The organism is Vreelandella olivaria, from assembly GCF_023507745.1.
In the GTDB taxonomy this organism is placed as follows: domain Bacteria; phylum Pseudomonadota; class Gammaproteobacteria; order Pseudomonadales; family Halomonadaceae; genus Vreelandella; species Vreelandella olivaria_A.
Genome location: NZ_JALPZO010000121.1, coordinates 18,538 through 40,118 on the forward strand (window position 1 = coordinate 18,538; position 21,581 = coordinate 40,118).

The 21,581-nt window shown below is 55.7% G+C and carries 20 protein-coding genes; 15 read left to right on the forward strand and 5 right to left on the reverse strand.

Features of this window, described 5'->3' with window-relative positions:
- Positions 1–14: 14 nt before the first annotated feature.
- Positions 15–701 carry an SOS response-associated peptidase gene (locus tag HP566_RS12715; protein WP_249977636.1) on the reverse strand — a complete coding sequence of 229 codons (687 nt, stop codon included), beginning with the start codon at positions 699–701 and terminating at the stop codon, positions 15–17.
- A gap of 188 nt (positions 702–889) precedes the next feature.
- Here HP566_RS12715 and HP566_RS12720 point away from each other — a divergent pair, with 188 nt between their 5' ends.
- Together HP566_RS12720 and HP566_RS12725 are read left to right on the forward strand one after the other, a co-directional pair.
- A complete protein-coding gene (locus tag HP566_RS12720) occupies positions 890–1,504 on the forward strand; it encodes a TetR/AcrR family transcriptional regulator (protein ID WP_249977637.1) in 615 nt (204 codons plus the stop codon).
- The gene (locus HP566_RS12725; protein WP_249977638.1) at positions 1,501–2,163 is read left to right on the forward strand and encodes a 1-acyl-sn-glycerol-3-phosphate acyltransferase; all 663 of its coding nucleotides are present in this window, start codon (positions 1,501–1,503) and stop codon (positions 2,161–2,163) included. Before HP566_RS12720 ends, HP566_RS12725 begins: the two co-directional genes overlap by 4 nt.
- A 7-nt stretch (positions 2,164–2,170) precedes the next feature.
- Here the strand turns inward: HP566_RS12725 and HP566_RS12730 are convergent, their stop codons facing one another.
- Together HP566_RS12730 and HP566_RS12735 are read right to left on the reverse strand one after the other, a co-directional pair.
- Positions 2,171–3,445, reverse strand: coding sequence for an HlyC/CorC family transporter (locus HP566_RS12730; protein WP_249977639.1), 1,275 nt, complete (start codon positions 3,443–3,445; stop codon positions 2,171–2,173).
- A gap of 102 nt (positions 3,446–3,547) precedes the next feature.
- Complete coding sequence (locus tag HP566_RS12735; RefSeq protein ID WP_249977640.1) at positions 3,548–4,345, reverse strand: cytochrome C assembly family protein; 798 nt, start codon at positions 4,343–4,345, stop codon at positions 3,548–3,550.
- Positions 4,346–4,549: 204 nt separating this feature from the next.
- Here HP566_RS12735 and ffh point away from each other — a divergent pair, with 204 nt between their 5' ends.
- From ffh to HP566_RS12790, 11 genes are all read left to right on the forward strand, one after another.
- Positions 4,550–5,968, forward strand: a complete 1,419-nt coding sequence (gene ffh / locus HP566_RS12740) for a signal recognition particle protein (protein WP_249977641.1) — start codon at positions 4,550–4,552, stop codon at positions 5,966–5,968.
- Positions 5,969–6,283: 315 nt separating this feature from the next.
- A complete protein-coding gene (gene rpsP / locus HP566_RS12745) occupies positions 6,284–6,532 on the forward strand; it encodes a 30S ribosomal protein S16 (RefSeq protein WP_009098555.1) in 249 nt (82 codons plus the stop codon).
- Between the two features lie 76 nt (positions 6,533–6,608).
- Entirely contained in the window at positions 6,609–7,154 is a 546-nt protein-coding gene (rimM, locus tag HP566_RS12750) for a ribosome maturation factor RimM (protein ID WP_249977642.1), read from the forward strand.
- 74 nt (positions 7,155–7,228) lie between these two features.
- Positions 7,229–7,990, forward strand: a complete 762-nt coding sequence (gene trmD / locus HP566_RS12755) for a tRNA (guanosine(37)-N1)-methyltransferase TrmD (protein ID WP_249977661.1) — start codon at positions 7,229–7,231, stop codon at positions 7,988–7,990.
- 181 nt (positions 7,991–8,171) lie between these two features.
- Positions 8,172–8,528, forward strand: coding sequence for a 50S ribosomal protein L19 (rplS, locus tag HP566_RS12760; protein ID WP_249977643.1), 357 nt, complete (start codon positions 8,172–8,174; stop codon positions 8,526–8,528).
- Positions 8,529–8,639: 111 nt separating this feature from the next.
- Positions 8,640–9,521 carry a site-specific tyrosine recombinase XerD gene (xerD, locus tag HP566_RS12765; RefSeq protein ID WP_249977644.1) on the forward strand — a complete coding sequence of 294 codons (882 nt, stop codon included), beginning with the start codon at positions 8,640–8,642 and terminating at the stop codon, positions 9,519–9,521.
- Entirely contained in the window at positions 9,496–10,305 is an 810-nt protein-coding gene (locus tag HP566_RS12770) for a DsbC family protein (RefSeq protein ID WP_249977645.1), read from the forward strand. Before xerD ends, HP566_RS12770 begins: the two co-directional genes overlap by 26 nt.
- 85 nt (positions 10,306–10,390) lie before the next feature.
- On the forward strand, positions 10,391–11,707 hold the full coding sequence (locus HP566_RS12775; protein WP_249977646.1) for a homoserine dehydrogenase: 1,317 nt from the start codon (positions 10,391–10,393) through the stop codon (positions 11,705–11,707).
- Positions 11,708–11,711: 4 nt separating this feature from the next.
- Positions 11,712–13,100 (forward strand): threonine synthase, encoded by a 1,389-nt coding sequence (thrC, locus tag HP566_RS12780; RefSeq protein ID WP_249977647.1) that lies wholly within the window; start codon positions 11,712–11,714, stop codon positions 13,098–13,100.
- 6 nt (positions 13,101–13,106) lie between these two features.
- Entirely contained in the window at positions 13,107–14,903 is a 1,797-nt protein-coding gene (locus tag HP566_RS12785; RefSeq protein WP_249977648.1) for a single-stranded-DNA-specific exonuclease RecJ, read from the forward strand.
- A gap of 70 nt (positions 14,904–14,973) precedes the next feature.
- Entirely contained in the window at positions 14,974–15,591 is a 618-nt protein-coding gene (locus tag HP566_RS12790; RefSeq protein ID WP_249977649.1) for a YitT family protein, read from the forward strand.
- 60 nt (positions 15,592–15,651) lie between these two features.
- On the opposite strand, the gene HP566_RS12795 is transcribed toward HP566_RS12790, so the two are convergent.
- Positions 15,652–18,162, reverse strand: a complete 2,511-nt coding sequence (locus HP566_RS12795) for a heavy metal translocating P-type ATPase (RefSeq protein ID WP_249977650.1) — start codon at positions 18,160–18,162, stop codon at positions 15,652–15,654.
- Positions 18,144–18,572, reverse strand: coding sequence for a MerR family transcriptional regulator (locus HP566_RS12800; protein ID WP_249977662.1), 429 nt, complete (start codon positions 18,570–18,572; stop codon positions 18,144–18,146). Before HP566_RS12800 ends, HP566_RS12795 begins: the two co-directional genes overlap by 19 nt.
- Before the next feature lie 273 nt (positions 18,573–18,845).
- Between HP566_RS12800 and HP566_RS12805 the strand changes: the two genes are divergently transcribed.
- Together HP566_RS12805 and prfB are read left to right on the forward strand one after the other, a co-directional pair.
- Positions 18,846–20,171, forward strand: coding sequence for an OmpP1/FadL family transporter (locus tag HP566_RS12805; protein WP_249977651.1), 1,326 nt, complete (start codon positions 18,846–18,848; stop codon positions 20,169–20,171).
- A 273-nt stretch (positions 20,172–20,444) separates the two neighbouring features.
- Positions 20,445–21,543, forward strand: a protein-coding gene (gene prfB / locus HP566_RS12810; protein ID WP_340163076.1) for a peptide chain release factor 2 whose coding sequence is annotated in 2 segments (ribosomal slippage) — positions 20,445–20,519 and positions 20,521–21,543 — 1,098 coding nt in all. Because the reading frame shifts where the segments join, the coding sequence is not laid out codon by codon here.
- Positions 21,544–21,581: the final 38 nt, after the last annotated feature.

Consider the following 21,581-nt stretch of genomic DNA (forward strand, 5'->3'; position numbering starts at 1 on the left):
ATTCGGTCGCAATATTACGGCTCCTGTGACACGGCCCATCGCAGCATCGGCCCTAAAGGGTGAGCGCAGGATGATGATTGATAGGCAGGGTTATTGACTTGCTTTGATACCGGAAAAGCGCCTAACAGTTCCAAAGGCGCGGGTGTTAATAGTGAATCCAGTGAAGGCAGCTCAGTGGTTGGATCCAGCCAGCGCGTTAATGCGTCCGGGGAAATAATCACTGGCAGGCGGTCAGCCAGTGGCGATATGAAGGCGTTAGCAGGTACGCTGATCAGTGCGGTAGAGTCGGTAAAGGTGGTCAGCGTGGTGTGGTAACGGCACCACAGCGCTCCCAGTAGTAGAGGACCACGGTTGACTTGAGTGACCAGATAAGGCTGCTTGCTGCGTGGTTGCAGCTTCCAGACGTAAAACCCGCTGACCGGAATCACACAGCGCCTGACACTAAACGCTTCATGAAACATGGCCCGTTTGCCCAGCGTTTCCGCCCGGGCACAGTGGGGAGCGTGGTCAAGCACCTTAAGCCATGGCGGGGTCAAGCCCCAAAAGAGCGACTGTAGACGGAGCTCTCCCTGCTCAAAGCGGATTGCCGAAACAGGCTGGCGAGGTGCCAGGTTGGGTGACTCAATTAACTCTTCCACGCTATTGAGTGATGGCACAAGGCGGGAAAGTGGTAGACGTTGCACGTGTAGGCGTCCCGTCATGCCTGTACTCCTTATGCGAAATAGCCGGAAAATATAGTGGGATGGCGGGGGGGAACAAGAATACGTTAAATGTAGCGCTTTAGTGTCGAAAACAGTGTTCGATTTGAGGTATCCTATATTACCCCTTGCTCACGCAAAAGCGCGATGAGGCATTCTTTCCTGTTTGCCGTTGACCCGAAGAGATCGCCATGGCCCGTCCTAGACAGCATGCGCCCGATGCCCTCCATGCGCAGGTCATGCACGCTTGTGATGAGTGGTTGGCTAAACAGCCAGTCCATGGTCTATCACTACGTGCTCTGGCCAGAGAGGTGGGCTGCGCGCCCAGCACGCTGCTAAAACTGTATGGCAGCTTTAACAACTTATTGCAGTACGTTAACGTTGAAACGTTAGCACGCTTGCAGCATACCATCACCAGTCTGGCAGAAGATGATCCGGAGCCATGGCTGCGCTCCCTTGCGCACGCCTACTGGCGTTTTGCTGAACAGGATTGCTACCGGTGGCAGTTGTTGTTTGATTACCCCCTGGCTCAGGAGGGTGAACTGAATCAGCGTCAGAGTGATCTGATCGAAGCGCTCTTCACTCAGGTTGAGACATCGCTCAAGTGCTATCAGCCCGCGCTGGATGACCTGGAGGCCCGGCGCCTGGGCCGCACGTTATGGGGCAGTGTGCACGGTTTGGTACAGCTGGGATTAAATGAGCGACTGGGCTACTGGCAGGGGCAGCAGCTTAAAGTGGATGAGTTACTTGATCAGTTAATGAGTACTGTCCTGGCAGGCCTGCGCCACCAGGGGGCGGTGACGTGACATGGAGGGTTAAGACCGTCCGTCATGTGCTGCGTAGCCTGATCTATGTAGCGATGCGCCTTTGTTATCGGCTCCATGTGCATGGTCGACACCATTTGCCAAACAAGGGGGCAGCGTTGGTTGTCTGTAATCACGTTAGTTTTATGGATGCTCTGGTATTGGGCGGTGCGAGTCCAAGGCCACTACGCTTTGTTATGGATCAGCCCATCTTTGAGTCACGCTGGCTCAAATGGTGGTTTCAACTGGTAGGGGCCATTCCTATTGAGTCTGAGCGGCACAGCCCCGGTGCCTTGCGACGTGCCCTGGATGATGTGAGTGAAGCGCTGCGGCAGGGTGAAATTGTCATGGTATTCCCAGAGGGTAGGCTAACGCCAGATGGCGAGATTCACACTTTTCGCCGCGGTCTGGAAACCATTCTGGCCCGTGATAACGTGCCAGTGGTTCCTGCTGGTCTGGCAGGACTGTGGGGATCGTGGACGTCCCACTATGGTGGTAAGGCGCTTAAAAAATGGCCTTCCCGCTTCCGCGCCCCGGTAAGTCTGCATTTTGGCCCGGCGGTCATGGCCCAGGAGGCGGAAGAAATGGCATTACGACGCTATCTGGAGGCGCGTGTTCGGGCGCTTAAAGCGGCAGGTGACAATGAGATCGCCCACCGTTAGCTAGATTTTAGCGACGGGTCAGACGAAGTTTTTGCCAGCAGCGTGCTGACGTGATCAGGTTGTCCCTGATTTCCAGAATTTCCATACGTATATTGCCAATTTGCAGGCAGGCAGGGCCTTCTGGAAAGGCCTCCAGGTGCTCAAGAATCAAACCGTTCAGCGTCTTTGGGCCATCGGTGGGAAGTTGCCAGCCGAGCATTTTATTGATTTCGCGAATGTTGGCGGTGCCTTCAATGACATGGCTACCATCGTCCTGTTGATGAATCTCTTCGTCTTCTGACACATCAGTGGTGAACTCACCCACAATCTCTTCCAGAATATCTTCCAGTGTGACCAACCCTTCCACATCACCGTATTCATCCACCACGATGCCAATGCGTCGTTTCTGCTTCTGAAAGTTAAGCAATTGGGTGTGCAGTGGTGTCGATTCCGGAATAAAGTAGGGTTCTCTGGCCTCTTGTACAATCGCTGCTTTGGTGACTTCACTGCGGGACAAAAAACGGGCGGCATTGCGCAAATGTAGCATGCCAATAATGTTGTTGATATCACCTTTGTATACCGGCAGGCGGGTGTGCTGACTGGTGCGAATCTGAGCCAGGATATCGTCAAGTGGATCATCCAGGTCGATACCGAGCACTTCGTGTCGGGGCACCATAATGTCGTTCACCGTGACGTTCTCAAGATCCAGAATCGACAGCAGCATCGCCCGATGGCGGTAGGGAATAAGCGTTCCTGCCTCGTGTACCACCGTACGTAATTCATCCCGGGTAAGGTTGTCGCCACCGTTCTCAACGCTTTTTACGCCCATTAGGCGTAACAATCCGTTGGATAGCACATTCACAAGCCATACAAGGGGATAAAGCAGTTTTAGCAGTGGCTCAAGGGCCATGGAAGTGGGGTAGGCAATGCGTTCGGGCTTGATGGCAGCGTAGGTTTTGGGGGTGACTTCGGCAAAAATAAGAATCGTAATGGTCAATAGTATAGTGGAGATTGCTGGGCCGGAGACATCGCCAAAAAAGTGAATAGCGATGATGGTAGCGATAGACGCAGCGAGGTTATTAACGAAATTATTGCCAATAAGAATGACGCCTATCAGCCGATCCGGGCGAGTAAGTAGCCGCATGACGCGCTTGGCTCTGCGGTCACCGCTATTGGCCTGATGGCTTAGCCGGTAGCGGTTTATCGACATCATGCCCGTTTCAGAACTGGAGAAGAAGGCAGATAGAAGTATGAGTAAGGCTAGCAGGCTGAACAGTAACCCCAGAGGGAAGTCGTCGCTCAAGTCTAAAGTTCCTTTATGGCGTATGAGGATCGATTTGTAGAAGTATGGAAGAAACGTGTCAAGATCAGCAGCCTCAGGAGCAATATCGCCAAGTCTGCAAGCCTAGCGATTAAGTAAAATTTCCAGTACAAACTTACTGCCAAAATAGGCCAGCATCAATAAAAGACAGCCGCCGAGCGTCCAGCGCACTGCACGCATACCACGCCAGCCAAATCGATAACGGCCAACCAGCAAGGTGGTGAAAATTACCCACGCACCCAGCGAAAGCACGGTCTTATGAGCCAGATGTTGGGCAAACAGGTTATCAAGGAAGATAAGTCCACTGGCAATGGATAGCGTAAGGAGCAAAATGCCGGCCCACACCAGTTCAAACAGCACCCGTTCCATGGTGGTAAGCGGGGGCAGTGACTGCACGATACCGCGGATATGATGGTGGCGTAATGCCTGGTTTTGCAGCCCCACCAGTACAGCCTGAACCGCTGCAATCGCCAGTACAGCGAAGGCCAGCGCAGAGCTTACGGCATGCAGGAGAATACCTGGCGTAAGGCCCCCATAGCTGCCTTGATTAGGTAGCCATGTGGCAAAAATGAGAGCAATGCCCGCGATGGGGAACAGCACGATGCCCGCATTCAGGACAGGCTTGAACAGACTGGCGACAAGCACCACATTAACTGCGACTGCCATCAATAGGGTCACGCTCGTGGTAAAGCCCGGGAGTAGCCCCGGCGCCTCACTCACTAACTGAATCACCACCGGGATGTGCAGTAACAGCCCCAGGGCGGCGAGCAAACGCACCATACCCTGGCGGGGAGGCACCCGGCGAAAGAGTGTCATGCCCTGCCAAATGGCAGCGGCAACATAAAGTATCAAAGCGATCGTGGCGAAAGGGAGCGCCTGCATGATGCTATCCGTGCGCCTTGCAGCGCGTTGCTGTGAAAATCGATCAAACTAGAGCGTATAGCCTACTATAACCAATCACGGCGGTGTCGCACAGCCATCGATAGCCAATAGGGTGCCCATGGAGACTCACGCCGTGAGCGCGTATAATCGCCCCACACAAGTCCGGTATATATGCCCGGCGACAGCGACGGAGGCAGAGGCCCCATGTTTCAGAATCTGAGCGAGCGTCTTTCCCAGACGCTGAAGTCGATTAAAGGCCAGGCACGGCTTACTGACGACAATATTAAAGACACCCTGCGTGAAGTGCGCAAGGCACTGCTTGAGGCAGACGTTGCGCTGCCGGTAGTGAAAGCATTTATCGAGCGGGTGCGTGAGCGTGCGGTGGGCCAGGAGGTTTCCAAAAGCCTCTCGCCTGGGCAGCAGTTTGTCAAAATCGTCCAGCAAGAGCTGGAAGCGATTATGGGCGAGGCCAACGAAGGTCTGACGCTGAAAGGCTCGCCAGCAGTGGTACTGATGGCGGGCTTGCAGGGGGCGGGTAAAACCACCTCGGTGGCTAAACTGGCCCGCTACCTGCGTGAGCGCGAAAAGAAAAAAGTACTGGTGGTGTCGGCGGACGTATATCGCCCGGCGGCTATCGACCAGCTTGAGACGCTTGCTAAAGAAGTGCAGGTTGACTTCTTCCCGTCCCGCTCTGATCAAAAGCCAGTGGATATTGCGACGGCTGCGATCAAACACGCCAAAATTCAGTTCCACGATGTGGTGCTGGTGGATACCGCTGGTCGGTTAGCGATCGACGAAGCGATGATGGCTGAAATCCAGGCGCTGCATAAAGCGATTGAGCCCCAGGAGACGCTGTTTGTTGTTGATGCCATGACCGGCCAGGATGCGGTCAATACAGCAAAAGCGTTTCATGATGCGCTGCCGCTGACTGGGGTGATCCTCACCAAGGCGGATGGTGATGCCCGTGGTGGTGCAGCGCTTTCGGTACGCCACATTACCGGCAAACCCATTAAGTTTATGGGGGTGGGTGAGAAGGTTGATGCCTTGGAACCCTTCCACCCGGATCGTGTCGCCTCACGTATTCTGGGTATGGGCGATATGTTGTCGCTCATCGAAGAGGCCGAACGCACGGTAGATAAAGACAAAGCCGCCAAGCTAGCCAGTAAAGTCAAAAAGGGTGACGGTTTTGATCTGGAAGATTTCCGTGACCAGCTTCAGCAGCTTAAAAAGATGGGCGGCATGGGGGGCTTGTTAGGCAAGTTGCCCGGCATGGGGCAAATGGCAGAGCTTGCCCAGGGCCCAGGGCCGGAGAAAGAACTCGGTAAACTGGAAGCATTAATTAACTCCATGACACCGAAAGAGCGTCGTAAGCCCGATATCATCAATGGGTCGCGCAAACGCCGTATCGCAGCGGGTGCAGGCTTGCAGGTACCCGATCTTAATCGCCTTCTGAAACAGCATAAACAGATGCAGAAAATGATGAAGAAGGCGGGCAAGAAAGGCGGTATGCAAAAAATGATGCGCGGTATGTCCGGGATGATGGGTGGCGGTGGCCCTGGCGGTCCCGGAGGCCCTGGTGGTATGGGCGGCATGGGTGGTCCAGGCGGTTTGCCTTGGCGCTAAATGGCGGTTAGCCGCCTCTGGGCACGCTTGGCAAGGTTGACGGGCTGGTTGACGAGCTATGAGTTTTCTGGCTGTCAGGCTTTCCAAGCCGGTCGCATTTGCGTAGAATGCGGCCTCTTCATGCGCGGGTGTTGGCAAAATATGTGCAAACATAGTGTCAGTTCCCTTGCTGAAGGTTCTGCTGGTATGGCGGCAATGACTTGCGTGACTGACGTTTAAGTGGGCTCTGTACCAAGAAAACAGCATGATGAGTGTTCTGCTAGCGGTATGCGCTATTTCACACTCTCGTAACCTCAACCGAAGGATAGTTATCGTATGGTTACCATTCGTTTGGCACGTGGTGGCGCCAAAAAGCGTCCCTTTTATCACCTGACTGTTACTGACTCTCGCAACGCCCGTGATGGCCGTTTCATTGAGCGTATCGGCTTCTTCAACCCGGTTGCCCGTGGCCAGGAAGAGCGTCTGCGCGTTGATCTGGATCGTGTTACTCACTGGCAGAGCCAAGGCGCCCAGTTATCTGGTCGTGTTGCTGAGCTGGTTAAAGAAGCACGTAAACAGGCGTAAGTCTGTTGCTGTGTGATAAGTGCTTAGGTAATAGGCGCTTAGGTAATAGGTGCTGTTAGAGCTGGAGCTGTCGTCGATGACGCGTTTTGAAACTAGCCATATAGACGACGCACATGTGGTGCTTGGTAAGCTAACCAGCCCTCACGGGGTTAAAGGTTGGCTAAAGGTATACGCCTACACCAGCCCCATGGACAGCATTTTGGACTACCCGGAATGGTGGGTGCGCCAGGGCGAAAGCCTAACGCGCATGGCCGTTGTTCAGGGGCGTCGGCAAGGCAAAGGTCTTGTGGTGCAGCTAAAAGGCGTGGATGACCGAACGGCAGCAGAAGCGCTGGCGCAAACGGACATTCTCCTGCCGAAAGATGCGCTGCCGGTGCTTTCCGGCGATGAGTATTACTGGCATGAGCTTGAAGGCTTAACGGTGTTCACTCAGTCAGGCGAACGGTTAGGGCAGGTCAGCTACCTGTTTGAAACCGGCGCAAACGATGTCATGGTGGTGCGTGGTGATAATGACGCGATCGACAAGCGCGAGCGACTGTTACCCTTTTTGCCCGACGATGTGATTGTTGATATCAGCCTCGACGATGGCCGCATGGTCGTTAATTGGGACCCTGAGTTTTGAACAAACACACCGAAACTGATGCAGCCGATATCGCGGCCAGCGGTGAAGAAGGCAGTCAGGCGGTAGCGCCCGCGATGTGGATTGGCGTGGTGTCGTTGTTTCCCGAAATGTTTGATGCCATTACGCAGCAAGGCGTGGTGGGTCGGGCTGTCGAGAAGCAGCGGATTGCCCTGGAGTTTTGGAACCCACGCGATTACGCCACCGACCGCCACCGCAGCGTGGATGATCGCCCTTATGGCGGTGGTCCTGGAATGCTGATGAAGGTAGACACGCTGCGTGCCGCTATCCTCGATGCTCGGCAACGAGCCCAGCAGGCGACAGGCCTGGTGCCAACGGTGATCTATCTTTCCCCTCAGGGGCGTAAGCTGGATCAGCAGGGGGTAAAGACGTTGGCCTCAGCAGGCCCACTGGTGGTAGTGGCCGGGCGCTATGAAGGGATTGATGAGCGTGTGGTGGAAAGTGACATCGATGAAGAGTGGTCAATCGGTGACTATGTGTTGAGTGGTGGTGAGCTGCCTGCCATGGTGCTGATTGACGCAGCGGCAAGGCTGATACCCGGTGTATTGGGGCATCAGGACTCCGCTATCGAAGACTCGTTTAATGACGGTCTGCTAGACTGCCCGCACTATACCCGTCCAGAAGTAATTGACGGGCGCCAAGTGCCAGATGTGCTGCTCAGCGGTAATCATGCAGCCATTAAGCGCTGGCGGTTAAAGCAGTCGCTAGGCCGGACATGGCAGCGCCGCCCTGATTTATTGGCAGACAGGCAGCTGAATGCCGAGCAGCAGCGGCTTCTAGACGAGTTTATCGAGGAGCACGCTCTGGCTACCAAATAGTTCAGAACAAGCAGTTCAGAACAAGTAGATCAGAGCGGCGGTGCAGGGCGGAAAAGGCGAGTAGCCTACGTACCTGTGTCACCCATAACGACTCCCGCGTAGCTCGCTTCGAGCGCCGGGATCACGGTTTGCCCCTTCCACAACTGCGTGGCAGGCCATTACGTTATTTAGGAGTATGAAGATGAGCAGCAAGAACAAGGTGATCCAGGCGATCGAAGCCGAGCAAATGACCAAAGAGATTCCTGCTTTTGCACCGGGCGACACGGTGGTTGTTCAGGTAAAAGTAAAGGAAGGCAGCCGCGAGCGTCTGCAGGCATTTGAAGGTGTGGTGATCGGTAAACGTAACCGTGGCCTGAACTCCGCTTTCACCGTGCGTAAAATTTCCCACGGTGTTGGCGTTGAGCGTACCTTCCAGACCTACAGCCCGCTGGTTGACTCTATCGAAGTCAAGCGTCGCGGTGACGTGCGTCAAGCCAAGCTGTACTACCTGCGCGAGCGCAGCGGCAAGTCAGCGCGTATCAAGGAAAAGCTGGCTTAATCGCCGCTTTTCACGAGCGCTCTGCGCTCGGATACCAAGACCCCGTCACCGCTTTGCGGGGCGGGGTTTTTGACTATTACGCTGTTGCCCTGTTTAAGAGACCGTTAGCCTATGAGCGTTATCGATGCCTTTTTGGATGCCCTATGGCTGGAGCAAGGAGTCAGCGATCATACGTTAACGGCTTATCGGCGCGATTTAAGCGCGTGGGAGAGACAGCTTGAGCAATATGGTGAGTCGCTGTTAACTCCCTCGCCCAAGCGTTTTAATGAATGGCTGGAGTTGCGTCGGGAGCAGGGCTACCAACTGCGCAGTAATGCCCGCCTGCTTTCTTCGTTGCGTAGTTTTTACCGTTGGGCCCGGCTATATGGGCATATTGCCAGCGACCCCCTCGCTGATGTTACGTTGCCACGTGTACGGCCAAGTTTGCCCAATACGCTGGAGGAGGAAGAGGTTGAGCGGCTGTTGCTCGCCCCTGACATCAGTACGCCACTGGGGGTGCGTGACCGCACCATGCTTGAACTGCTGTATGCCTGTGGGCTGCGGGTGTCAGAGCTGGTTGGGCTAAGCGGTGACGCAGTGAATTTACGCCAGGGGGTCGTCCGTGTTCGTGGTAAAGGTGATAAAGACCGCCTGGTGCCCATGGGGGAAGAGGCGGCCGAGTGGCTGGCCCACTACATAAAAACCGCCAGGCCTGCACTGATGCAGGACCCTACGCGACCAGCCCTGTTTCCGGGACGGGCGGATAAAGCCATGACGAGGCAAACGTTTTGGCATCGAATCAAAGCTCATGCCCTCACCGCTGGCATCTCGCGACCACTGTCGCCGCATACGCTGCGCCATGCATTTGCCACGCATTTATTGAATCATGGGGCCAATTTGCGGGTCGTACAGCTGCTGTTAGGTCATAGCGACCTGTCCACAACGCAAATTTACACGCATGTTGCCCAGGCACGCCTGGAACATCTACATGCAGAACACCACCCGCGAGGTTGAAGTTATAATGCGCCAATGTTCGACGCCTTCTCCAGGTAAAGCCCCGGTTTTAAAGTTACTTGCTCCCTGGCTGGTGGCAGCAGGGGCCCTGCTGCCCACGCTTGCCAGTGCCGATGTCATTGCTGAACGGTTAGCCGAAAATTTAAGTGTCAATGGTCAGCCGATGCCGGTTGAGCAAGTTAGTGCAACACCGATGGAGGGGCTTTACCACGTCCGCCTGGAGAACGGTGAATCGTTTTACTCCAATGCGGATGGCAGCCATTTTTTGGTAGGGGACCTCTATCAAAACGCGGATAATGGTCTGGTCAATTTAACCGAGCAGGCACGCAATCAGGAACGGGTAGCGGCGCTGGCTGCGGTGCCGGATAGTGACCGGGTTGTCTTCCAGGGAGTGGGAGTGCCAAAAGCGACTGTCGTGGTATTTACTGACCCAACCTGTCCGTACTGTGTACAGCTGCATGAAACGGTGCCAGAGCTTAACGAGCGGGGTATCGCAGTGCACTATATGGCCTTTCCCAGAGCCGGTGTGAACAGTGCTGCAGCCAATACGTTGAAACAGGTATGGTGCTCAGATAACCGTAGTGAAGCCATGAACCAGGCGAAGCAAGGTCAGGCGCTGGAGGCTACCGCGAGCTGCGACAATCCGGTTGCTGAGCAGTATGAATTGGGCATGGCAATAGGCGTGCAGGGAACCCCCGCTATTGTGCTGCCCAATGGCCAAATGGTACCAGGGTTTGTACCCCCCGAGCGGCTCGCTGCCATGTTAGGCTTGGAAGACGAATAACGTCATCTGCTGTGACGAACGACAACGCTGTGACACTGATTTAAGAGGCGGCACTTACGGGTGCCCAACGGAGAGGGGAAGTATTTTGAAACCGGTAAGAGTAGGCATTTGTGGGTTAGGTACGGTCGGCGGCGGAACGTTTAACGTGTTAACGCGTAATGCTGACGATATTAGCCGTCGAGCAGGCCGCCCGATTGTGATTGAACAGGTTGCCCACCGCAGTATTCACCCTGACTGCGATATTACCGGCATCAACGCTACCTCTGATGTTTTTGAAGTGGCAACTAACCCGAATGTGGACGTTCTGGTTGAGTTAATTGGTGGTTACGACATCGCACGGGAACTGGTGTTGACCGCGATTGAAAACGGTAAGCACGTAGTGACCGCCAACAAGGCGCTGATTGCTGTACACGGTAACGAAATTTTCCGTGCCGCCCATGAAAAAGGCGTCATCGTGGCTTTTGAAGCCGCCGTAGCGGGCGGTATTCCCGTCATTAAATCGTTGCGGGAAGGCCTGGGGGCTAACCGCATCGAGTGGGTAGCGGGCATCATTAACGGCACCGGTAACTTTATTCTCACCCATATGCGTGATGAAGGCCGTGCCTTTGAAGATGTACTGGCCGAAGCGCAGGCGCTGGGCTATGCCGAAGCAGACCCCACCTTTGATGTGGAAGGCATTGATGCTGCCCATAAGCTGACCATCCTGGCATCGATTGCCTACGGTGTACCGCTACAGTTTGAAAAAGCCTTTACCGAAGGTATCTCGCGGATTACCGCCGAAGATGTCGAGCAGGCCAATAATCTGGGGTACGTCATTAAGCACCTGGGTATCTCCAAGCGTACCGACCAGGGGTTGGAGCTTCGGGTGCATCCCACGCTAATTCCCAAAGAGCGCCTGCTGGCCAATGTGCATGGGGTTAAAAATGCCATCGCCATCATGGGTGATGCGGTTGGCCCAACGCTTTACTACGGCGCTGGCGCCGGCGCTGAGCCGACAGCATCGGCGGTTGTGGCTGACCTGCTGGATGTTGCCCGTGATATTGCGACTGATCACCACTACCGGGTGCCGTACCTGGCATTTAGCGGTATTGATGAGGATGTCAGCCAACTTCCCATCATGCCGATGGAAGACATCATTACGGCCTATTACCTGCGTCTGCTCGCGGTAGACCGCCCTGGGGTGCTGGCTCGGGTGGCCACGATTCTTGCTGAACAGGGGATCTCCATTGAGGCACTGATTCAGAAGGAGGCTACCGAAGGCGAACTGGTACCGATCATCCTGCTGACTCACCGTACTAAAGAGAAGCAGATGAACGAAGCTATCCGTGAGATTGAAGCCATGGCGGACATTGCGGGTCCTGTCACCCGTATTCGTGTTGAAAGCCTGGATGAAGGGGAGTAATCGCATGCGCTATATCAGCACACGCGGGCAGGCGCCCGCACTCTCCTTCGAAGAGGTGGTGCTAACCGGTATGGCCAGTGATGGCGGCCTCTATGTTCCGGAAACGCTGCCTGAGTTCACTGCGCAAGAGTTGTCCAGCATGGCTGGCCTCTCCTATGCAGAGATAGCTTTCCGGGTGATGAAACCGTTCGTGAACGGTGAGATAGACGACGACACCTTCCGTCGCTTGGTCACCGAAGCCTATGCCACGTTTAACCATGATGCCGTGGTTCCGTTAAAGCAATTGGATGCCAGTCATTTTTTGCTGGAGCAGTTCCATGGCCCTACGCTGGCGTTCAAAGATGTTGCATTACAACTGCTGGGGCGGTTGCTGGATCACTTCCTGAAAAAGCGTGGTGAGCGCGCAGTGATTATGGGGGCCACCTCGGGTGACACCGGTTCGGCGGCCATCGAAGGCTGCCGTCATTGTGACAACCTGGATATTTTTATTCTGCATCCCCACAACCGCGTCTCGGAAGTCCAGCGTCGCCAGATGACCTCGGTATTGGCGGACAACGTGTTCAATATTGCCATTGAAGGTAATTTTGATGATGCCCAGGCGATGGTAAAAGCCAGCTTTGCCAATCAGGACTTCCTGAAAGGAACGCGGTTGGTGGCGGTGAACTCGATCAACTGGGCGCGCATTATGGCGCAGATCGTTTACTACGTTGCTGCTGGCGTGGCGCTGGGTGCACCCCAGCGGGAAGTCAGCTTCTGCGTGCCGTCGGCTAATTTCGGCAACGTCTTTGCGGGTTACATGGCGTACAAGATGGGGCTGCCGGTGAAGCAGTTCATTATTGCCACCAACGCCAACGATATTCTGCACCGTACACTGGCCGCCAATGATTTCTCCAAGAAAGAGCTGGCGGCGACTCTCGCTCCCTCGATGGACATTGTCGTCTCGTCGAACTTTGAGCGCCTACTGTTTGATGCCTACGACCGTGATGGTGCTGCCGTGGCTGCGCTGCTGGAACGTTTCCAGCAAGAGCCTACGGCACTGGCCGATGCACCGCTGGCCAAACTGCGTGAAAAGTTTGCCAGCCACAGTGTTGATGATGCCACTATTCTGGAAGTTATCCGCGAAGCCCATCACCGTACCGGCGAGATTCTTGATCCGCATACGGCCACTGGCTATCGCGCCGCCGAGCGCGCCCGGCTGGATACCGTCACTCCAGTGATTACCCTGGCCACTGCGCATCCCGCGAAATTTGCCGAGGCCGTGGTAAAAGCAGGGTTCCAGGGCGTACCCTTGCCCACCCATATGGACGATCTGCTGGAGCGTGAAGAGCGCTACACGGTGTTGCCAGCTGAATTAAGCGCTGTGCAGCAGTTTGTCGCCGATAACCGGCGCTGAGGCGTCATGGCCGACATAATTGAGCTGACACGAAACGCCAGCCGGCCCCGCTTAGAACCTCGTCCACTGGACGAGGAGGTGTATGCCCGTGCCCAGGCAGAAGGCCTAAGTGAGCTGCAAGCGCGCTTACTGGCCTCACGGCTACCCGGCTACCAGGGGGATCTGGCACCGCTGGTATCGCCCAGCCTGCGTTATCTGGCGCATCCGGAAAAACTGGCCGATGGACGACGTGCTGCCGAGCGCATCGCCCAGGCGGTGGCAGAAGGGGAATCCATAGGCATTCTGACTGACTACGATGTCGACGGTATTACCTCTCATGTGGTGATTCGGCGCACATTGGTAGAGTTATTTGGTGTGCCCGAACACAAACTGCATAGCCTGATTGGCCACCGTATTCACGACGGCTATGGCATCAGCCTGCCGCTGGTAGAGCGTACCCTGGGCCTGAAACCACAGCCAACGCTGGTGATTACCGCCGACTGTGGCAGCTCCGATGAGCCGCGTATCGCACGGTTAAAGGCAGCGGGTATGGATGTGGTGGTGAGTGACCACCATGCGCTGCCGTTGGAAGGCCCACCCCCCTCTGCCTACGCCTGTGTTAACCCGACCCGTCATGACTGTGCTTACCCGGATAAGACCATTGCCGGATGCATGGTGGCCTGGTTGCTGATGTCACTGGCCCGCAGCGTACTGATTGAGTGGGGAGCGCTACCCGAGGCCACCCCAAAGCTGTCGCCGTGGCTCTCCTATGTCGCGTTGGGCACCGTGGCGGACTGTGTTTCTCTGGGGGGAAGTCCAGCGAACCGGGCGGTGGTCAGCCATGGGTTAACGCTGATTAACCGGATGGATGCCGCCTGTTGGAGGGCGATGGCCACACGTTTGGGAGCGGATAGCGTCCCCTTTAATGCGGAAACCCTGGCCTTTCAAATGGGGCCGCGGATTAATGCCCGCTCCCGTTTGGACGACCCCTATGCGGCGCTGCACTTTATGCTCGCGGAAAGCGACGGTGTGGCGAATCGTCATCTTGAAGTACTGGACCAGGACAACCAGTCGCGCAAAGCGATTGAGGCAGAAATGGCGGAAGCGGCGCGCCATCTCGCCGTCAGTGCATTAGAGGCCAACGAGCCTGCGGTGGTGGTACTGCTGGAAGATGGCCACCCTGGTGTGCAGGGTATTGTTGCTTCGCGTCTGGTGCAGGCCTATGGTCGCCCAGCGCTGGTGCTCACCCAGGCCGCCGCTCCCGATATGCTGACGGGGTCAGGGCGCTCCATTGATGGTTTACATCTGAGGAATGCGTTGCAGCGTACCTTTGAGTTAGCCCCTGAAGCGCTGCCGCGCTTTGGAGGGCATAGCGGAGCCGCCGGAGTAGGGGTGCCTCGGGAGCACCTGGAGGCCTTTAAAGCGGCCTTTCTTCAGGCCGTGGGCGAGCAACTTGGTGACAAGCCACTCTATCCACGACTGTGGACCGATGGCGAACTATCAACGGGGCAACTTTCATTGGCCACCCTGGTTGATATTGAAGCGCTTGGCCCCTATGGGCGGGAGTTTGAACCACCGCTGTTTGAAGGCCGCTTTATGGTTGAGGCGCTGCGCCCGGTTGGCACGGAAGGCTCGCACTTGATGATGGAGCTATCCATGGGGGCGGTCACCAGCAAAGCGATCTGGTTTCGGGCGCTTACCCCTGGAGAGCTACCCTCGTTTGGGGTTGGCGATACGCTGCACTGTGCTTATAAACTCAACCGGAACCGCTGGCGTGGGCGCGAATCACTGCAACTGATGGTGGAGCACGCTAGCCCCGTTTAACACTCTCCGCTATCCTCGCGTCCTTGGCCGCTTCAGCAGCCACTCAAATAATCCTAAAAAGGGTGTACTTATGCGCGTGGAAGATCTTCCCAAGGACCCTCATAAACCCTATGAGGACGTGATGGCGATGCTGTTAGGCACGCTGTTTGTAGCGTTAGGGGTCACGTTCTACACCCAGGCCGTGCTGCTTACCGGCAGTACGGCTGGCATGGCACTGCTGCTGAACTACCTCACAGGGTGGGGGTTCGGTGCCTGGTTTTTTGCCATTAACCTGCCGTTTTATTACCTGGCGATCAAACGCATGGGGTGGAGCTTTACGCTGCGCACCTTTGTGGCAATCGGGTTGGTATCGCTGTTTTCAGAGCTGACTCAGCGCTGGGTGATCTTTGCGGATGTACCCTCGCTTTATGCCGCACTGATGGGTGGGGCGCTGATAGGCATTGGCATGTTGATGCTATTTCGCCACCGCACAAGCCTTGGCGGCATCAATATCCTGGTGCTTTATCTGCAAGATAAGCACGGCCTGCGGGCAGGCTATGTGCAGTTGGGCATTGATGCGCTGATTTTGCTGGTGGCGCTTACCCAACTGCCTTGGGACCGTGTGGGCTATTCAGTGCTGGGCGCGCTCACACTCAATCTGATTATTGCCCTGAACCATAAGCCAGGGCGCTATATTGGGGTCAGCTAAGCCAGAACCACCAGATGATCAGGGCAATCAGGCCGATGCCGGCGAGGTTGATGAGTACGCTCATAAGACCTCCTGCTGGGTGGGCTTCCATAACCGCAGGCGATTGGCATTGCTGACCACAGTGATGGACGAAAGCGACATTGCCACTCCTGCAATAATCGGCGATAGCAACATGCCGGTAAATGGGTAGAGCACGCCTGCGGCAATGGGGATGCACAGCACGTTATACCCAAAGGCGCCCACCAGGTTCTGCTTGATATTAGTGAGCGTGGTGCGGCTTAGCTCAATGGCCGTGGCCACGCCGTGCAGTGAACTGCGCATTAGCGTAATCCCTGCGCTCTCCATGGCGATATCTGTTCCCTGGCCGATCGCGAACCCTACATTGGCCCTGGCCAGTGCCGGAGCATCGTTAATTCCGTCGCCCACCATACCCACCACTTCCCCTGCCTGCTGGCGGCGCTCAATTTCTGCGTGCTTCTCATCCGGCGTCATGCCGGCCCTGAAATCGCGGATACCCACTTCCCGGGCCACGGCGGCGGCTGTGTGCTCGTTATCACCGGTGAGCATCACAACCGTTAAACCATCATCCTGCAGGCGTTTTACCGCTGCCGCAGCATCCGCGCGTAGCGGGTCGCTTACTCCGAATAGCGCGGCAAGCTCACCATTAACCGCGAGGTACACCAACGAGCGAGCCTGAGCCTCCAACTGGTGTACGCGCTCCTGAGCCGGTGAAAGATCCACGCCAGACTGCTCCAGCAGGCGGGCATTCCCCAACAGCAGTGCTTCACCGGCCTGGGTCTGGCCGGTAACACCACCACCGGTAACGCTTTCAAAGTGAGTAAGTTCAGCCGGTTGTGTACTGCTTTCCTCTGTATAAGCGGTTAGTGCGGTGGCTAATGGGTGCTCTGAGCGATGTTCTAACGCTGCGACCCAGCTCATTACCTGCACGCTATCCGGATGGATAACGATAGCATCAGTAACGCGAGGTTTTCCCTCAGTCAATGTGCCCGTTTTATCCACCACCAGTGTGGTCAAGCGGCTGGCGGTTTGCAGTGCTTCACCGCTACGTACCAGCGCACCATATTCGGCGGCTTTGCCTACCCCTATCATGGTGGAGATCGGCGTTGCCAACCCCAGGGCACAGGGACAGGCGATAATCAGTACCGTGGTGGCGGTGACCAGCATATGAATCACGATAGGCTCGGGCCCGAAGTTAAACCAGCCCAGTGCGGTCAGAACGGCGATAATCATCACCGAAGGCACAAAAATCCCAGAGACTTTATCGGCCAGTTCACCAATCGGTGGGCGAGAGTTTTGCGCGCTGGCCACCTGTTCAGTAATACGCCCCAGGCGGGTATCGGTGCCCACGCGGGTGGCACGATAGACCAGGCTGCCGTTGCCGTTAACGGTGCCCGCGCTTACCTCGTCGTCAGAAGATTTGTGAACGGGTAGTGGCTCGCCGGTGAGCATGGACTCGTCGATATAGCTTTGGCCGTTGAGCACGACGCCATCGACAGGCAGCCGCTCGCCTGGGCGTACGCGAACATGATCATCCAGAGTAACGTCGTCAATGGGTACTTCCTGCTCCTGGCCATTGCGAATCACCCGGGCGGTTTTTTCCTGTAGGTCGAGCAGCCGTTTTAAAGCACTGCTGGTGCGACCGCGAGCACGTAGCTCAAGGGCGTTGCCCAGTAAAATCAGCCCAGTCACCATCGCCGATGCTTCGAAGTAGATGCCATGAGCGACACCTGGCAACCAAGGGGCAAATACAACAACCATCATCGAATAGAGCCAGGCGGTACCGGTTCCCATGGCGACCAATGTATCCATATTGGCCTGATGGAGCCTCAGCTGCTTCCAGGCGTTGGTAAAAAAGTGCCGCCCAGGAAAAGCCAGAATACCCAGTGTGAGAATACCAATCACCAGCCAGTACAGGCGGCCACCCCCTATTGGGTGGGGATGGTAGACAAACATGCTCAGCATTAGCGGTATGGCGAGCGCGAGTGACAGTATGCTGCCCCGCAGCCGCTGTCGATAGGTACGTGCTTCCTGGGCTTCGCGGCTACGCTCTGCTGCGCGCATATCCACAACGGGCTCGGCACCATAGCCCGCCGATGCAACTGCTTTAATGAGCGCTGTAGCGTCTGCACTGCCGTTCACCTGAGCAATATGGGTGCCAAAATTTACCGACGCAGAAGTGACGCCGGGCGTGTTGTTCAGCGCGCTTTGGACGCTTTTGACACACCCCGCACAGGTCATGCCGCTAATCAGCAGGCGCTGTTGTGGAGTGGTGGCTATATCCGGTGTCTGACTTGTTGGAGTGACGGTCGTATCTGTGTGCCCGTTGTCACTGTCAGGTTCGGCGTCATGGTCGGGCGGATAGCCTGCCTCGCGTAGCACTTTGTCCAGCGTGTCGTCATCCAGCGTGCTGGTGACTTCCAGGCGCTTGTCGGCGGGGATGCCTTCTACCTGTGCATTAGGGTCCAGCACCAGAACTCCCTCGCGCATGCGTTTTACGCAACCCTGGCAGTTCATACCCGGTACCGTGCGGATCAGCGTTTGTGGCTGCATGGGGACTCCTCGGGAAAGCTCTCAATCAGGCGGCACAGGCTATGGCCATCGGGGGTGCCATCGGGCATGTCTTGCCAACTCTCTAACGCTTGCTCCATACGGTTGGCCAGCGCTTCCAGTTCGGCGATACGCGCGCGAATCTGTGGCAGCCGGTTGGCGAGAAAATCGCGCACCAAGGGGCAGGGGGAGTCGCCCTGATCCGCATGAGTCAGGATGTCACGAATTTCTGCCACGCTAAATCCGAGTTTGCGTGCCCGCTGAATAAAGTGGAGACGCTCCAGGTCAGCGGTTGAGTATAGCTGGTACCCATTGTCAGGGTGCCGGGTGGGAGCTAACAGCCCCTCGCGGGTGTAATGACGAACGGTTTCAGCGGTAACCCCACCGCGCTTTGCCAGTTCGCTAACTTTAATAGCGGCTATCTGCATAACACCCTCACCATCATGGATTTGGCTGTCAATAGTGTAAAACCTTTGGGTCACACATAGGTCAAGCGGTGCGTAAATTTTCAGCCGGAATGCCTAAAACACTGATTTAAAACAGTCGTGCGACTAATGTATAAGCAAAAAATTAAATAAAACGTTCGTTTGCCCTTGAATCAAAGCAGGCATTGGGCGAAAACTTAGGTGTAAGAATAACGAGGCGGATGGATATATCCGCTGAATCATTGGGAAGAGAGGCCCACTATGCATAATAACTTTAAAAAGCTTACCCTCGCGGCCGCAGTAGCAGCAGTGGCGTTTGCCAGCCAGGCCAATGCAGGCGGATATCAAATTAACGAGCAGAGCGTCAGTGGTCAGGGCTATGGTCACGCGGGGCGTAGCTCCAACATTAATGACGCTACCATTGTATTTGGTAACCCGGCAGGCATGTCGTTTTTAGACCGTGCACAGGTAACAGTGGGGGGAACGTACCTTAACGTTAATAGCGATATCGATAACGCGAGCGCCACGCGTAATGGAACTCCCATTGATGGTACGACAGAAGGCGATATGGTGCCTGGCACTTTTGTGCCTTTTGCTTTCTATGCTCAACCAGTGAATGAGCGTTTGGCCTTTGGTTTTGGCGTTTATGCGCCTTTCGGTTCGAAGACCGATTACGAGGATGGGTTCCTTGGGCGTAACCTTGGTAATTACACCGAGTTGACGGTGGTGAGCGCCCAGCCGACCGTCTCCTACCGCTTCAATGATCAGTGGGCGATTGGTGCGGGCATCACCTATAACCGCGTGGATGGCAAACTTTATCGTCAGGTGCCACATGCTTTGGGCGGAGAAGTGGATGCGCGCGTAGAGGGTGATGATGAGGCTTGGGGGTATAATCTTGGCATCATGTACCAGCCGGTGCCGGAGACCACGTTTGGTCTGACCTACCGCTCCAAGGTCAGTTATACCCTCGAAGGCGACTTCCGCGCGACCGCTAACGATAACTCGTTAGGTAATCCTCCACCGTTCGGAATTGGCGCCGGCCAAGGAGATGTGGTTGCCCAGGATGATAATGCGAGCCTCGACCTTACAACGCCCGAGACGGTGAACTTCTCTGTGACGCAGGAGATGAGTGACAACCTCAAGCTCATGGCGGGGGTCTCATGGACACGCTGGAGCCGCTTCAATGAGATTCTTGTCACTGGTAGCGAGAATCAAACCATCACGCATGAGCAACAGGAATACTCTAATGCTTGGGCGTTTGCCGTAGGTGGCGAGTATCAGCTCAACCCTCAGTGGGTGCTGCGTAGCGGTGTGACGATCGATAACACGCCGACTAGTGACCAGTTCCGCAGTGCGCGGATTCCCTCTGATGATCGTCGAATTTTCTCCGTTGGTGCTGGCTGGAGTCCCACCGATGCGCTAACACTGGATTTCGCCTACTCCTATCTCACCGAGCGTAGGACTAGTATCGATCAGGAACGTACTGATGAACTGATTGATGGGGTGCCGGGTGTTATCTCGACCTACTCTGCCGACTACAAAAACGAAGCTCATGGTTTCGGTGCCCAGCTTACTTACCGCTTCTAAACGGGCGGTGTGATGAGTGTGGCCTGTTGAGCTTTGATCAGCGGTTTCGAACCCGGCCCAGGCCGGGTTTTTCGCGTTAAGCCAACATGAGGTGAATGGATGCGGTAAGCGTCAGGTTTGGTTACAATACGGCCTCAGAATTTCGCCGCTGGGGTAGCTCGCGCTGGTGTTTAGCACCAGGCCGTGAGCCACCCCAGCGGCGCCTGTCTCTTTTAAGTCGCGTTTTAAAGCGCGTGAGACTCAGCTATTTACTGACCAAGGCTAGGGCGATCCATGTTGGAAACCAACCCGATTCACAACCAGATCAAGGACCTGTCTGCGCGGACAGACGTTCTTAGGGGGTATCTTTGACTATGCCGAGCGTAAAGATCGGCTAGAAGAAGTCTCCCGCGAGCTTGAAGACCCCAATGTCTGGAACGACCCGGACTACGCACAAAAACTCGGTAAAGAGCGTGCCTCCCTCGAAGCCATTGTGGCGACCATTGATGAGTTGGATCAGGGGCTGGCAGACAGCCGTGACCTGCTCGAACTGGCGGAAATGGAAGAGGACGAAGGCACCGTTGACGAGGTGCGTAAAGAGCTGGATGGCCTGCAGGCTGCCCTTGAGAAGCTTGAGTTTCGCCGTATGTTTGCGGGCGAGATGGATGAGAATAACGCCTATCTCGATATCCAGTCAGGCTCTGGCGGTACCGAAGCCCAGGACTGGGCGAACATTCTGTTGCGCATGTACCTGCGTTGGGCAGAGAGCCACGGTTTTAAAACAGAGATCATTGAAATTTCCCCTGGTGAAGTGGCGGGCATCAAATCGGCATCGCTGCATATCCAGGGCGACCATGCATTCGGTTGGCTGCGCACGGAAACCGGCGTTCATCGCCTGGTGCGTAAAAGCCCATTTGACTCCGGCGGACGCCGCCATACCTCGTTTGCGTCGGTCTTTCTGTCGCCGGAAATCGACGACAGCTTTGAGGTTGAGATCAACCCCTCTGATTTGAGGGTAGATACCTACCGTTCCAGTGGTGCGGGGGGGCAGCACGTTAACACCACCGACTCGGCGGTACGGATTACCCACGAACCGACAGGTATTGTGGTGGCGTGTCAAAACCAGCGCAGCCAGCATGCCAACCGCGACTTCGCCATGAAGCAGTTGAAAGCGAAGCTGTGGGAGTTTGAGATGCAAAAGCGCAATGCGGCCAAGCAGGAAGCGGAAGATTCCAAGGCGGATATCGGCTGGGGAAGCCAAATTCGCTCGTATGTACTGGATGATCAGCGCATTAAAGACCTGCGTACCGGCGTTCAGTCCAGTAACTGCGATAAAGTGCTCGATGGCGATCTGGATCAATTCATCGTCGCCAGCCTTAAGCAGGGTTTGTAGAGGCCTCTGATTAACACACTGGTTTATCAGTGGACTGG